Below are 14,130 nucleotides of genomic sequence, written 5' to 3' on the forward strand. Positions count from 1 at the left end.
ACTCCTACTTCTGGATGCTCACCGAGTCGCCTTCGAGGAAGAATGACCCCGCCGTGATCTCATCGACCTCTTTCCACGCGGAGTAACTGGGTGGCCGCTCGTTCTTAATGTAGATGGTGCCGTCGCAGATGATCCTGGCTGTGCGGGAATACGCGAGTTCTTTGAACGTAATTTCGTTGGGGCATGTCGCCACGACCGGTTCCGTTCTCACCGAGAACGTGCCGCTCGGGTGCCCGAATGTGAGGGCACCTCCCTTTCCGGCCTTCAGATCCTCTGCGGCCAGGATCCTGTTGGGAACGGTGCCGGGAATCGCGGCCGCCGCGGCCGGGCAACTCGAGCCGGTGCAGGGAGCGGCAGTGTGCAATATGGACTCAATATAAAAACGTGCGACGAGATCGATGTCCTTCGCATGGACCGTCTTGCCATTCATATCCGTGTAGTCGCCTGGAGGAGTGACGGATACCGCGAACGGGAGCGCCGACTGACGGACCGTTTCCTGGGTGTACTGGGTCCAGCCGATCAGCCTGGCAACCTTCAGACGCAGTTCTGTGATTCGTTGTGCCATGCCGGACGGCGCAGTGATGGTTCCATCGGGACTCGGCAACTCCAGTCCTGTGTAGCCGATGCCAAACGATTTGGGATCGAAAAACGCGCAGAGGTTCGCTATATCGACGATCGTGACGTCAATGGAACTGCCGTCATCCATGACAAGCGTATCGACGAGATTGCCGGTCGGGAACAGCTTTCCGGTGAACCCACCCGCCAGGTCGCGAAAATCAAGCAGGATCTCAGCCCCCGTCCCCGGAACACCTCCAACGGTCGTTTCACCAGCGACGCGCGCCTCACCGTTGAGTACATCAAGGGTCATATACATTATCTTTCCGGTGTTTGTCGAGAATACCCAGACGGTCACTCTTCCGTCAGGAACGTTCGGGATCATGTTCTTCATCAGAGCAAACACCGGAACGCCCGCAGAGATATTCCCGCAGTTCATCTTGTAGCTCAGGCCCGCGGGTTGATCAGGGAAGATCTGGATGAAGGTGTAGTCGACATCGGCGTCCGGGCGTGATGAGGGCGAAACAATGGCCACTTTGGACTGCTGGATGGTGTCCCCGCCGAGCCCGTCCATACCCATCGGATCTGGTGATCCGCGCACCGCCAGGAGAAACTCCTCCAATCCCTTTCCTTGCGGCGGCACGTTCTTGCCCTCGAAGTAGAAGCCTCGGCTGGTTCCCCCTCGAATCACCGTGATGGGAATCAGCATCTGTTCGATATTGCGGTCGTGATGAATGAAACTCATATCTTCCTCCCCCTTTGAAACCTCGCTAGCATGTCATAATGGGTACATGAAATGCTGTGAACACCTGTTTGCAGGCCATATTATGCTCTGCTCTCCTCTGCCCTCGCGTCAACTGGTTTCTTCGCTCCGTATATGTGTACATGATAAAATTCGGTGTCGCATTTTTGATATTGCTCCGTGTCGTATTTTTTGAATTGTTCTCCTTGGAAATTTGCCATTTGCGACAGAAAGCAGGTGAGGAAGGCGACACTGAATTTTGTCATGTACAACCGCCCGACACTCGGGACGCCTGACATCTTCATTAGGAATCCCAGAGGACAATGACACGTTCTTGGAGATCCTTAGGAAAGTTGGTTGCGAAGTCGGCGACGAGCAGCAGGTCATCTCCCTTGGTGGGCAGCAGGCAATTCAAAACCTCGATCGGGCCGACCAGCGTCTTATCACCGTGGAAGCTCAACTTGGCGGCAGCGTACATCGATTCGATGGGATTCACTGGCTGATCTGCGAGGACGAAGTGCCCGTTGGCCGGATGGCACCGGCTGTTCCACGCCCACATAAGGTCACGCATGTCAGTCACGTCGATGTCATCGTCGCAGACCATCACTCGCGTGATCCGCTGTCCACCGTGCATTGCCTTGACGATCTCCGCGATGCGCCGAGCCAGGTTGTCAGCCGACCGTTCGGTTCGTTGCGGCCAATCTCGGGCAACCGAGACAGCCAGCATGTGCTCAGCGGCTTCGGGTACTGACCAGGCAGCGGTCACTGGGAGGCCCTCGTCACGGAGTCGCCGCAGGCATATGGCCGCAGTAGCCAGTATGTTCATCCAGATTGCCTCCATTCGGCTCATGCTTTCGCGCTTGGCTCCTTTCCGATGCTAAACGCTCTTCTTAAGACAGTCTCTTAGAGCGGTGAAGTCCGACCCTCCAACACGGCACTGTCGGTTTCGCGTGGAACGCGTGTTGAAAGAAGGAAACGGCTGAGCATGTTAAACCATGAGATGGCAATGATATATTTCGTGGTGATGGACGGCCCAAACTGCTCCAAAAGTTGCGAAAGGGCTTCATCGCTGATAGCCGCCTGCTGAGTAATCTCATCGGTTGCACGGCTGATGAGATTGCTCACCGAATCCAGGCCAGTGACTGGGCCATCGGTGCAGAGCAAGGCTATCTGCTCGTCGGTCAGCCCCACATTTCTGGCAAACACCACGTTCGCCTCCCATTCGTACGCACAGTTGGTCAGATACGCGGTACGGAGAATGATGATCTCTCGGAGTTTCGGATCCACCCCCGCAGAGGTAAAGATCCCCTTAATCAGTGCGACAATACCTGGGTACATGTCTTGCGCACCTGCAAACATGCGCAAGACATGGATTGGAGCCCCTTGGGAGAGCAGCTCCTTCGTCTCCGGAGAGAGATCCGCATCACCAGGCAAAGGAACGGCTACCTTCCACGGGCGGTATTGTGGAACATGGGGAGTTGGATGCTGTTGTGTCATGATCCTGTTCTTCCTTTCACTTCTCCTCCTTATTACTCTACTCCTACATATTGAAGGTGGAGATCAGGAAGGAAACGGCTTGTCCCAAAGGAGACAACAGCCAGGAAATGGCCTCCTTTTTCACGGATCCTTGTCGTATCCATCCTGGTCCCCAACGCTGCTGCGATCGAGGCTCACGCTCATCGATTCACCTTCTCGCTCGCGCGAGTGTAGGCCAGGAGGCCACCTGCCAGGAGAACCTGCCGTTCCCACGGTGTGAAGCTTGTCCGCAACCGTAGCTCCTCGCCGCTCCCGGCAATTCGCGCGCGGCATTCGCCCTCACCCCTCTCCAGGACACCATGGAGCTCGACGAACTCCCACTGATCTCCCAGTCGTACCCGGTCGTAGTCAGCCTCGTTGGCGAACGTAAGCGGAACCAAACCTTGGGCGATCAGATTGCGGCGGTGGATGCGGGCGAACGACTTGGCGATGACCGCCAGGACCCCGAGGAACTTGGGCGCCAGGACGGCATGCTCCCGGCTGGAGCCCTGGCCGTAGTTCTGGCCGCCGACGATGAACCCTCCGCCCCATTCCCGCGCACGCGCCGCGAACTGGGGATCGAGTCGCCGAAAGACGAAGAAAGCCATTGCCTTGACGTTCGAATATAAATCGAAAATGGCCACCCCCTCGGGTGCGAGGTCGCCGGTCGAAATGTCATCACCAACCACGATCAGCACGCGTCCAACCAATTGCTGCGTCAGGGGAGTCTGGGGTGGTGGAGGGAGGATATTCGGGCCATGGAACACTTTAACCTGCGCTGCCTCGGCGGGGGCGAGTGGATACAGAAAGTGCTTGTCATCAACGCTGACGTCGGGAGCGGGCGCGGGTGGCAGTGGAGGTTCCGTGCCCAGGTCACGAGGATCAGTAATCACGCCACGCAGCGCGGTCGCGACGGCTGTGGCTGGACTGGCGAGGTAGACCTGGTCGTGATCGGTCCCCGAACGCCCAGGGAAATTCCGGTTGAAGGTGCGCACCGAGACCACCCCCGAACCCGGAGCCTGTCCGAACCCCGCGCAGGGGCCGCACACCGGCTCAAGCATGCGCGCGCCAGCCTGCACCAGGTCCAGGTAGGTTCCCGAACGGATGAGACGGTCCTCGATCTGGCGCGAACCAGGGGTGACGGTCATCACCAGGTGGGGATTGACAACTTTCTCGTGCAAGACAGCGCCGACGAGGGCCAGGTCCTCATAGCCTGAGTTGACGGAACTGCCGACACACACCTGCCCCACCGCGAGGCCCGCGACCTCGCGCACAGGCACGACCTTATCAGGGCTCGACGGTTTGGCAATCAGTGGCTCCAGGCTGCTCAGATCGATCACTTCCACCTCATCATAGGAAGCGCCGGAGTCGGCCGCAAGCGGGAGCCACTGGGAGGCACGGTGCTGCGCGCTCATCCAGGCGCGGGTCTGCTCGTCCGACGGAAATACGCCAGTGGTCGCCCCGGTCTCCATAATCATGTTGCAGATCGTCCCGCGCTGTGTCACATTCAGGGTGGCCACGCCCTCGCCAAAGAACTCGAAGATCGAGCCGACGCCCCCCCGTACACTCCGTCGCCGCAAGATTTCCAGCACAATATCCTTGGCCTGGACCCAGGGGCTGAGTTTTCCACGCAGTTCCACGCCGATGACGCGGGGAGCGGGAACGTTGAAAGGCTGACCGCTCAGACACAGCGCCACATCCAGCCCGCCCGCGCCGATGGCAAGCATCCCTATGGCACCAGCCATGGTCGTGTGGCTATCCGCCCCCACCAACAACTGGCCAGGATGGGCAAAGCGCTCCAGGTGCAGGTAGTGACTGATGCCGTTGCCAGGAGGGGAGTAGATCAGTCCGTAGTGGGCGCAGACGCTTTGGAGATAGTGGTGATCGTCCTGATTCTTCGAGTCAATTTGCAGCACATTATGATCCACGTATTGAATGGCAAAAGGGACCCGCACGCGGTCCAGGCCGAGCGTTTCAAACTGGAGGCAGGCCATGGTGCCGGTGGCATCCTCCAGCAACACCTGGTCCATGCGCAGTTGGACGTCCTCGCCTGGAGTGAGCGAGCCACCAGCCTGGTGTGTCTTGAGAAGCTTGGTGGTAAGTGTCTCAGCCATATGAGTATCATCTCCCTTTCAGACTGGCTCCCCTCCCTGGCCGGTCCGGCAGCAGCCACCGGAACCCCGGGGGTGAGAGCGCGTGATCGCGCGCGAGTGAGACGAAGCCCTCGCGCACAACGGGCAGCCGATCCTGGCGAGCCGCTTCGGATGGATCAGCTCCTTCGCTCGCTTGACCGTCACCAACCCGCTGGGGCGAAATGCCCTGGCGCGAACCGCGAGCGGATCTCCTGGATCTCCGGCAAGCCAACGATGTCCGTGAACTCCTGGAACGAGACCATCCGATCCAGGACAGGGATGGGCGTCCCCTGCGCCCGAATCTGGGCCAGGCTCTCCTTCATGGCACGAGTGGCCGTAAACAGGGTGCTGAGGGGGTAGATGATTAAACGGAAGCCCAGTTCCTTCAAGCGGGCGTAGGTGAGAAGCGGGGTCTTGCCATCCTCCAGGCAGTTCAAGAGCCGGGGCACATTCGGGAACGCTTTGGCGATGGCGACAACTTCCTCCTCGCTCTGAGGCGCTTCGATGAAGAGCACGTCCGCGCCGGCATCGCGGTAGCTGCGAGCTCGCTCCAGGGCGCTATCCAAGCCCTCCACCGCTCGGGCATCCGTGCGGGCGATGATCAGGAAGTCCTTCGAGCGCCGGCTCTCGACGATGGCGCGGATCTTCTCCACCATTTCCTCCGTTTCGATGACGGCCTTGTCCTCCATGTGCCCGCAGCGTTTGGGCGACACCTGGTCCTCGATCTGCATGGCCGACACGCCGGCTTGCTCCAGTTCGTTGACCGTGTGAATCACGTTGAGCGCGTTGCCGTAGCCGGTGTCCGCGTCGGCAATGACGGGCACATTCACCGCTTGCACAATGCGGTGCGCCTGGCTGACCTCCTCGGTGGACGACACGATCCCGACATCCGGGCAGCCCAGGTACGAGGCCGCCGTGCCGTAGTCCGTCATATACACGACATCGAAGCCCGCCTGTTCAATGAGCAGGGCGGAAAGACAGTCATATGCACCGGGCGCCAACACCGGCTCGGGTCCTTCCAGCAACTTGCGTAATCTTCCCGGATCCCTCTCTTTTTTTAGTAAATGAGCCAAAGGACACGCTCCTTTCCAACCAGTCAGTCTTTTGGGAACAACGTTTTGTTTCTACATATAAATAATACGACTAAATAATACGACTAAATAATACGACTAAATAATACGACTAAATAATACGACTAAATAATACGACGCCCTCTCCAGTGCTCCTGCTGGCGCTCACATGGGCTGTCAGACATGCTCCCGGATCGGCAGCATCCGTTCTGACCAGGATGCATACCTCGGACAGGTAGACTGCTGGTCCAAGCATAATCTTTTTCGCGAATAGCCTGCAAGCGTGACAGGAGCCGCATCTGATCGTCTCCATGCAAAGTAGTCGTAGCTGATCCGTCGATCTGGTTCAGAGTCGCACTGCCCGGCAGATGTCTCGTTCATCAGAAACGTCTTGAGAAATATTATGCGCCTGGTGCAAAGAAGCCGATAGCGAGCATTGGCTTCTTCTTTACCCATTTCGCCATTGGCCAGCAGCGTCTTCATTATGAAGCAACCAGCTTACCCACCATCCGTGGCCAAGTGGTCGAGATAGAGCTCATCCATTCCAAGGTCATGACGAATGCTCAAGCACAATCTCTCTCATTCCCAGAGGACATTTTCTGACGCTGAGATTCAAAGTAGCCTCTGAGTTCAAAATAACCGGAGGAAAATCCGAGCAGACCCGTCATGCCTACATCAAAGGGGTTGTCGTACTCGATGCATTCCTTGCCGCGCATGGCATGCACGATCGGGGCCTGTAACTTGCTTGCCAATTCGATCAACTCCGCATGCGCATCGGCACACCCTGCTCCAGCCAGGATAGTAACGTTCTGTGAGGTATTGAGCACCTGTGCCAGGGTTGCGATCTCCTCATCAGAGGGACAGAGGCGTGGGTGCGGCGGTGGAAAGCGCAAGCGTGGCCCCTGCTCGACCGCCTCACGTAAAGCAACGTCTCCAGGCAGCACCACGACCGCGACCCCACGCCGCGAGATTGCCGTTTGCATGGCGATCTCCAGGACACGGGGCATCTGTTCGGACTGGGAGACCAGTTCACAGGAATCACTGCACTGGGCGAAGAGATGCTCCGGATGTGTCTCCTGGAAATACCCACTCCCGATTTCATTGCTGGGAATCTGCGCGGCGATGGCAAGGACGGGCACGCGGCTGCGATGACAGTCGTAGAGTCCGTTGATTAAATGCCAATTGCCCGGGCCACAGCTGCCAGCGCAAACCGCTAGTCGTCCGGTGAGGTGCGCTTCCGCCCAGCCGCGAACGCCGCCGCCTCTTCATGTCGTGTCAAAACCCAACTGAGTCGTTCTTGCGTGCGAACCGAGTCCGTGATGCCATTGAGTGAGTCGCCCGGAACTCCATAGATTCTCTCGCCTCCCGCCGCTGCGAGTGTCTCCACAAGCACTGCTGCTACATTCTTTTTGGCCACCGTGTGAATCGCTCCTTTTCTCTCCTCTTATCTCTCATGTTTCACATTCCTGGTGGGGAACTAGATGAGGTGCATCTCTTTCGCAGCGGCAGTCAATTGTTCTTGAAACGCCGGATGGGCCAGACCGATCAGTGTGTGGGCCCGCTCGGTCGAAGACAGGCCTTTCAGGTTCGCCACGCCTCGTTCCGTGACCACATACTGGACGTCCGTCCGCGGGGTCGTGACCGGACCGGCAAGCTGTGGGACAATCTTGCTGATCTTGCCGTTGCCCACGGTAGAGGCAAACGCGATGATCGACACCCCGCCTCGTGAGGCATAGGCGCCTCTGACGAAGTCAAGTTGACCACCAGTCGCACTGTACTGATGCCCTTTCAGGTACTCAGAATTGCAGGCTCCGGTCAGATCCATCTCAATGGTTGCGTTCACCGAGACCACCCGGTCGTTCTGTGCGATAACGACTGGATCGTTCACATAATCTACCGGATGGCTCTCGATGGCAGGATTATCGTGAAGGACATCATAGAAATCCTGGTCACCCATCGCAAACGTAAAGACGCTTTTGCCTGAATTCCTGTTTTTCCAGCGATTCGTGACCACACCATGCTTGATGAGATTGCCTAAGCCGGTAGACAGAAGTTCCGTGTGGATTCCCAAGTCCTGGCGATCGAGGAGCGCGGAGCAAACGGCATTCGGGAGCCCACCAACGCCCATTTGGAGACAGGCCCGCTCTGGCACCAGCTCCGCGATGCGCGTACTGATCTCTTGCTCCTCGGCGGTGATTGACTTGGAGGCAAGCACTGGCAGCGGCGCATCATGCTCGATAATGGCATCCACTTCGCAGACATGCAGAAGGGATCGTCCGAACACCCGAGGCATGTGTCGATTGACCTCAACAATCAGCCTCCTGGCCTGCCGGGCGACGGTCGCCGTGTAGTCATTATTGGTTCCGAAGGTAAAGTACCCGTTGCGATCCATCGGCGAGACGGTCACCAGAAAGGTCTCGACGGGAATGTGCTCCGCGAAGATCCGAATGGCCTGGCTAAAATGATTTGGCACGAAAAAGACCACCTTGCGCCCCCCGTCCTGCTCTCCCTGCTTGATCAGTTCGCGTTCCGCCGCAGCCAGGAACAGGCAAAACGGTTTGATTCTCCCCATGAGCTCATACCGCAGCAAGGTTCGTTGGAGAGCGTCTTCTGAATGGTAGTAATACAGTTTGATGTCGTCAACTTTTCCCGCGCTGGCCCGGTCTGCCAGCGCTTGCAGCAAAGCAGGAGGCTGCGACATGGCCATACCCAGAGCCACACGACTTCCACTGGCAATCTGGGAGACTGCCGTCTCAGCATCCGTGAGCTTCGTGCGATAGAGATCTTCGTACATCATGACCCTCCTCTTGCTCGCAACTCTGGCTGAGGTATCCCTCCCTCGCTAGTAGTTTGCGGCGGCTTCCGGCGAGTGCCCCCGTTTGTAAATCAGCATCGTGCGCTCAAAACGCATCACTTCAATGCCATCCTGATTCACCCCGCGCGTTTTGACTGTGACGATGCCCTGCGTCGGTCGGCTTTTCGATTCACGCTTGAACAGCACGGTGGATTCCGCATACAGCGTATCTCCCGCAAAGACGGGGTGCGTGGCTTTGACCTTGTCCCATCCCAGGTTGGCAACCACCTTGGCGCTCACCGTCCGCACACTCATTCCCGTGAGCAGTGCGAGTGTCAGGGTACTATCGACCAGCATCTTTTTCCACTCGGTTTGCGCTGCGTACGCGGCATCGAAATGAACGGGCTGCACGTTCATGGTGAGTAAGGTCATCCAGATGTTGTCAACATCGGTGATGGTGCGACCGGGACGGTGTTCAAACGTGTCACCTACTTCAAAGTCTTCATAATACAACCCATTGGTTTCCCGGTAGCGCTTCGGGCCAATCTCTCGATAGGCCGACAGTGGCTGTTCCATGGCAATGCTTCTCCTCAGTTCTCTGCTCTGCAAACAATGGTATGGCCGCACGTGATGGCTAGGAGGATCTTCCTCTGACTCGTGCAAGAATGCGCCTCGCCCTGCGTGCAATGGCTTCATCAACCATCTGATGATCGACCGAGCCGACTCCCTGGCGATTCACCTCAAGCACGCGCCGCGCCCACTCCACTTCTTGTTCGGTCGGGGTCAATACCTCATTAATAGTTGGGATTTGTCCCGGATGGATCGCACATTTGCCATGGAAGCCAAGATTGGCTGCCGCCTTCGTTTCTTGCCGCAAACCAGGCTCATCAGAAAGATTGAAGTAGGGCGAATCCAGGGTGACGATCCCCGCCATGGCCCCGACCTGAATGAGACGCGAGCGTGTGAAGAGCAGCGGTTCCCAGGCCGCTTCCGCACCGAGGTCGGCCGCCATATCGGCAGCCCCGAAGAGAAACGCAGCGGGCCTCGGGTGATGGCTCGCTATCTCCTCCAGAGCAGCGACGGCTTCGACCGTTTCAATCAAGGCAATGATTTCCGTCGATTTTTCCGCTTCCGTGAGCAGGTTCCCGACGAGGCTGATTATTCCTGCCGAATCACATTTCGGGATGACGAGGTAATCCGGTTCAGCTCGCGCATCCAGAAGCGCCTGGAGGTCGTCGAGGCCAACCTTTGTCTGCGGGGAATTGATCCGCAGCGCACAGGGAAGACGATCCTCGGGAAGCGTGTTGAGATAGGCGATCGCTGCGGCACGGGCTTCGCTTTTGGCCGACGGAGCCACGGCGTCTTCCAAGTCAATGACCAAGGCGTCAGCATGCGCCTCTGCCGCACGCGCGAAGCGGTCTGATTTGGTTCCAGGGGTGAACAACCAGCTCTTGAGTGAAAGCAGCGGCTTCTGTTTTGGACGACCTGTCATGATGCCTTTCCCTCTCTTTCTTGTTTGCCACGATGCCCGACAGCCTCATCCACCTTCCCATGCTGGCGCTTTTTCCTTTCTCCCGGGACCAGATTCCCCCATTTCACAACTGGTAACGTATCGCAAGCGCTTTCAGCTTGTCAAACAGGGCCGCAGCCCACGTTCGTAGATTCGCGGCGTCTCATCAGGAAGGTCCACACTGTCGAGATCCCGGCTTACGGTTTCATGGGAGAGCTTCTCACCAGAAAGAAGCCCGCATCCACCACATTCCAGCATTTCCATAGAGAGATCACCGGCGAGCACATTAGAGCGGCTCGGTGAGTTCTCCCAGCTTGTCTGTCAAGAGGGTATTCTCCGTATAGTCCACCGGACAGGCAATGATCGAAACCGTCTCCTCCGAGAGCGCCTGTGGGAGCGTCGGAAGCAAGTCTTCTGTCCGTTGAATCATATATCCTTTGGCCCCAAAGCTCTCGGCATACTTCACCAAGTCGGGATTGCCAAAGGCGACGGAGGAGTCGCGCCCCAGTTCCAAATCCATTTTCTACTTGATCAGACCGTCGCCTTTGTTGCAATCGCCTGAGAGACTGTATTGTCGTTGCCATCTCCTACTCAAGCAGCCGTCCTTCAGCTGCTTCTACCTCTGTTCCTGCATGCTCCCATTGCTTCAGGTAATCAGGCACCTCCGGGACGGGAACGCTCGACATGACAGGCTTGCCGTTCTTGAGGGTAACGGTGAAATTGACCTTGAGCTTAGGATCTTGCTGAGGATAGTCCGAGCGCTGATGCGCTCCCCGGCTCTCCTTTCGCTCGATGGCGCTCAGGAGCGTTGCCCTTGCCACCAGCAGCCCGGCACGCAACTCGTGCGCACGTACCAGGTCCATGTAGCCCTCCGCACTGGGGCGGACATCCACCGTGGGCAGGGCACTCTCCAGCTTCGCGATCCTGTCAAGGCCCAGCTGCAGACGCTCCTGGTTGCGCACCACACCAGCACATTCCCACATCGTAGTGCGCAGCTCTCGCTGGAGTGACAGCGCCAGCTCTTCTCCCTCATGCAGCAAGCTCTTCATATCGTCCATAGCTGCATCTACAGTCGCCTTTGAACGGACTTGTGTCTCGCGGGCCCGGGAGTATTTCGCCGCGGCTTCACCCGCACGTCGTCCGAACACAACGGTTTCGGTCAGCGAGTTCCCGCCCAGCCGGTTCGCGCCATGCAAGCCATTGGTCACTTCACCAACCGCATAGAGCCCAGCCACCTCGGTTGCATGCGTCTCCGGGTCAACCTGGATCCCTCCCATTGTGTAATGCGCCGTAGGTGCAACCTCCATCGGCTCCTTCGAGATGTCCAGCAGCTCCAACTCCATAAACTGCTTGTACATACGGGGCAGTTTCGCGATGATGTAGTCTTTGCTGCGATTGGTGATGTCCAAGAAGACGCCGCCGTGTGGACCACCGCGACCCTCCATAATCTCGGTGTAGTTCGCCATGGCTACACGGTCACGCGAGGATAACTCCATACGTTCGGGATCATAACGCTTCATAAACCGTTCATGCTTGTTGTTGAAGAGCCGACCGCCTTCACCGCGTATCGCTTCCGTGGCGAGTGTCCCAGCCGCATCCTCTGGCCAGGTCATCCCGGTTGGGTGGAACTGGACCAGTTCCATATTGCCCAGAGTGCAGCCGGCACGCAGGGCCAGATACATGCCGTCGCCTGTGTTTTCGTCCCGGCGAGACGAGCTCCGTCGCCACAGACGAGTGGCGCCTCCGGTGGCGAGCACCACCGCATCGGCTTCATAGACGGTCTGCTCACCAGTATACAGGTCGAACGCCACTGCCCCGAAGCAAACGCCGTCATGGACCAGCAACTGAGAGACGTTCTGGGTGTCGTTGATGGGAATATCCAACTGGGCGACCTTGTCAGCCAGGGTGAAGAGCACTGCGCGCCCGGTATAGTCCCCAGCGTAGCAGGTGCGCCGGTACTTGTGTGCCCCGACGAACCGCTGGTCCAGCTTCCCATCGGGAGTCCTGGTGAATGGGCAACCCCAGTCTGCCAGTTCGAGGATGGCGGCAGGAGCCTCTCGGGCCATAATCTCCACCGTATGGGGATCCACGAGGAAGCAGCCCTCCCTCAGGGTATCGGCGAAGTGCTGCTGCCAGCTGTCCTGAGGGTCGACTGTGCCAGGGCGGCATTGATCCTTCCAGCAGCGAGACGCGAGTGGGCATCTTTCCATGGCCTCTTGCCGATAACTATGACATCGCATCCTGCCATATGGGCTGCAATGGCTGAGCGCAGCCCGGCGCAGCCCGTGCCGATAACCAGCACATTCGAGACACGGGTACGACGCTGATTCTCCATAGGGAACTTCCTTTCTTCATTGCTCCAGCATTGCTACGCTGACTCCTTGATGAGCGCTGAGGGATCGAGTGCGCTATACGCGGTGTGACCGCTCAAAGCTAAGGTCAGGTCGAGATCGGCGAGAAAGTTTTGCAAGACCTCCTCCACGCCTTGCTCCCCAGCGAGCGCCAGACCCCAGAGGTAAGGACGCCCCAATAACCGAGATGTGGTCATACGTCAGCGGCACGCGCAGGACCGGCGTTTGGCCTACAGGAGCATAGGTGCGCACCGCCATCGGCAACAGATAAAAGCCCGACTCGTCTACAAAAACGATCTGCCGCTTTTCCTGCTCTGCTTTTTTTGAGGGCGGGCCAGCGCTCTTCTTTCCATGCCTTGATGGCCTCTTCATTCCTTTGGGTAGCCAGTTCAATCGGTTTTTGCACACTGTACGCGGGCTGCTCGAAGGAAGCGACGACAATGGGCTGGATGATACCCGACGCCAAACTGCTGCTTGATCAGCACTGCCACCCGAGCCGTGGTCCAGGCTTCACCGCGAAATCCATAGTGCTCGGATCCTTTGGCCAGCAGATCAGGCAACTGGGCACGTTGTTCCTCAGTCAGTTTGGGTTGGGGACCTGGAGGCGGCTGGTGGCGCAGCCCATCAGGACCATCTTGCTTCGCCCGATGCATCCATTGACTTACTGCACCTTCAGTGACTCCCAAGGCCTCGGCGATGTCTTTCTGTTTCCAGCCTTGCTGATACAGTTGCCAGGCACGCAGTCGTCGGCCTTCGCGCCAATCTTTTGGAAGGGGTTCTTTCTTGCTCATGCCTCCATTCATCGGCCCGCATCGTTCTTCACTTTAGATCCTCATGCTCAGGTCAATAACTCTGGAGACATGAACGCTGGCTAGTGCATTCCCACGAAAGAGAATAGACAATGTGGTATACTAGAGGGCATGAGATCCCCCATTTTTATCCGACTCCTGAGCGAAGACGAACAGCGCCAGATCCAGGCGGGACTGCGTTCGTCGGATGCCTTTGTCCTCCGTCGTTGCCAAATGCTGTCAGCCTCCGCCCGCAGAGAGCGCGTGCCGCAGATCGCTCGCCAGGTGGGCTGCGACGACCAGGTGGTGCGCAACGTGATCCATGGCTTCAATGCCACCGGTCTGGACGTGCTGCGCCGAGGATCTTCGCGTCCCCATCGCCTGCGCACCTCATTCACAGAAGAAGGGCTGGAGCGCTTGCAAGACCTGCTGCATCGCAGCCCACGCGACTTCGGCAAAGACCGTGGCACCTGGACGCTGGAACTGGTGGCCCAGGTCTGCTTGGAGCAGAGCATCATCGCGGTACCCATTTCCGACGAGAGCGTGCGCCGCGCCCTCAAGCGACTGAAAACCAACTGGAAGCGCGCCAAACACTGGATTACCAGTGTGCGCCGCGTCGGTGCATATGAAATCTCCGTATGATACGGAAGAGGAAGAGAGTGAAGACCTCTAG

At 58.0% G+C, this 14,130-nt stretch carries 11 protein-coding genes and 4 pseudogenes; 1 reads left to right on the plus strand and 14 read right to left on the minus strand.

Annotated features, from left to right (window positions below; genetic code table 11):
- Nucleotides 1-4 precede the first annotated feature (4 nt).
- The 14 genes and pseudogenes from KRAC_RS46470 to KRAC_RS77295 all read right to left on the minus strand — a co-directional run bounded on the left by KRAC_RS46470 (nucleotide 5) and on the right by KRAC_RS77295 (nucleotide 13,460).
- Nucleotides 5-1,300, minus strand: coding sequence for a PrpF domain-containing protein (locus tag KRAC_RS46470; RefSeq protein ID WP_007919255.1), 1,296 nt, complete (start codon nucleotides 1,298-1,300; stop codon nucleotides 5-7).
- 301 nt (nucleotides 1,301-1,601) lie between these two features.
- Nucleotides 1,602-2,147, minus strand: a complete 546-nt coding sequence (locus KRAC_RS46480) for a UbiD family decarboxylase (protein ID WP_040447247.1) — start codon at nucleotides 2,145-2,147, stop codon at nucleotides 1,602-1,604.
- A 53-nt stretch (nucleotides 2,148-2,200) separates the two neighbouring features.
- The gene (locus KRAC_RS63925) at nucleotides 2,201-2,794 is read right to left on the minus strand and encodes a carboxymuconolactone decarboxylase family protein (RefSeq protein WP_007919257.1); all 594 of its coding nucleotides are present in this window, start codon (nucleotides 2,792-2,794) and stop codon (nucleotides 2,201-2,203) included.
- Between the two features lie 179 nt (nucleotides 2,795-2,973).
- Nucleotides 2,974-4,926, minus strand: coding sequence for an aconitate hydratase (locus KRAC_RS46490; protein ID WP_007919258.1), 1,953 nt, complete (start codon nucleotides 4,924-4,926; stop codon nucleotides 2,974-2,976).
- A gap of 179 nt (nucleotides 4,927-5,105) precedes the next feature.
- Complete coding sequence (locus tag KRAC_RS46495; RefSeq protein ID WP_007919259.1) at nucleotides 5,106-6,017, minus strand: isocitrate lyase/PEP mutase family protein; 912 nt, start codon at nucleotides 6,015-6,017, stop codon at nucleotides 5,106-5,108.
- A gap of 174 nt (nucleotides 6,018-6,191) precedes the next feature.
- Nucleotides 6,192-6,497 (minus strand): hypothetical protein, encoded by a 306-nt coding sequence (locus KRAC_RS74960; protein ID WP_157507924.1) that lies wholly within the window; start codon nucleotides 6,495-6,497, stop codon nucleotides 6,192-6,194.
- 152 nt (nucleotides 6,498-6,649) lie between these two features.
- Nucleotides 6,650-7,431: pseudogene (locus KRAC_RS80310) on the minus strand (thiamine pyrophosphate-binding protein); the annotation flags it as partial.
- Between the two features lie 60 nt (nucleotides 7,432-7,491).
- Nucleotides 7,492-8,808: an acetyl-CoA hydrolase/transferase family protein gene (locus KRAC_RS46505; RefSeq protein ID WP_007919262.1), complete on the minus strand. Its 1,317-nt coding sequence runs from the start codon at nucleotides 8,806-8,808 to the stop codon at nucleotides 7,492-7,494.
- Nucleotides 8,809-8,856: 48 nt separating this feature from the next.
- A complete protein-coding gene (ripB, locus tag KRAC_RS46510) occupies nucleotides 8,857-9,384 on the minus strand; it encodes a (R)-specific enoyl-CoA hydratase RipB/Ich (RefSeq protein ID WP_007919263.1) in 528 nt (175 codons plus the stop codon).
- Between the two features lie 58 nt (nucleotides 9,385-9,442).
- Nucleotides 9,443-10,300, minus strand: coding sequence for an itaconate degradation C-C-lyase RipC (gene ripC / locus KRAC_RS46515; RefSeq protein ID WP_007919264.1), 858 nt, complete (start codon nucleotides 10,298-10,300; stop codon nucleotides 9,443-9,445).
- A 304-nt stretch (nucleotides 10,301-10,604) separates the two neighbouring features.
- Nucleotides 10,605-10,841 (minus strand): annotated as a pseudogene (locus KRAC_RS46520) (thiamine pyrophosphate-dependent enzyme); the annotation flags it as partial.
- Nucleotides 10,842-10,905: 64 nt separating this feature from the next.
- Nucleotides 10,906-12,653 (minus strand): annotated as a pseudogene (locus KRAC_RS78795) (L-aspartate oxidase).
- 33 nt (nucleotides 12,654-12,686) lie between these two features.
- Nucleotides 12,687-12,851: pseudogene (locus KRAC_RS67815) on the minus strand (alpha-hydroxy-acid oxidizing protein); the annotation flags it as partial.
- Between the two features lie 207 nt (nucleotides 12,852-13,058).
- The gene (locus KRAC_RS77295; RefSeq protein WP_244422526.1) at nucleotides 13,059-13,460 is read right to left on the minus strand and encodes a helix-turn-helix domain-containing protein; all 402 of its coding nucleotides are present in this window, start codon (nucleotides 13,458-13,460) and stop codon (nucleotides 13,059-13,061) included.
- 129 nt (nucleotides 13,461-13,589) lie between these two features.
- Between KRAC_RS77295 and KRAC_RS46535 the strand changes: the two genes are divergently transcribed.
- Nucleotides 13,590-14,099, plus strand: coding sequence for a helix-turn-helix domain-containing protein (locus KRAC_RS46535; protein ID WP_007919267.1), 510 nt, complete (start codon nucleotides 13,590-13,592; stop codon nucleotides 14,097-14,099).
- Nucleotides 14,100-14,130: the final 31 nt, after the last annotated feature.

It is taken from the genome of Ktedonobacter racemifer DSM 44963 (genome assembly GCF_000178855.1).
GTDB classification, from domain to species: Bacteria; Chloroflexota; Ktedonobacteria; order Ktedonobacterales; family Ktedonobacteraceae; genus Ktedonobacter; species Ktedonobacter racemifer.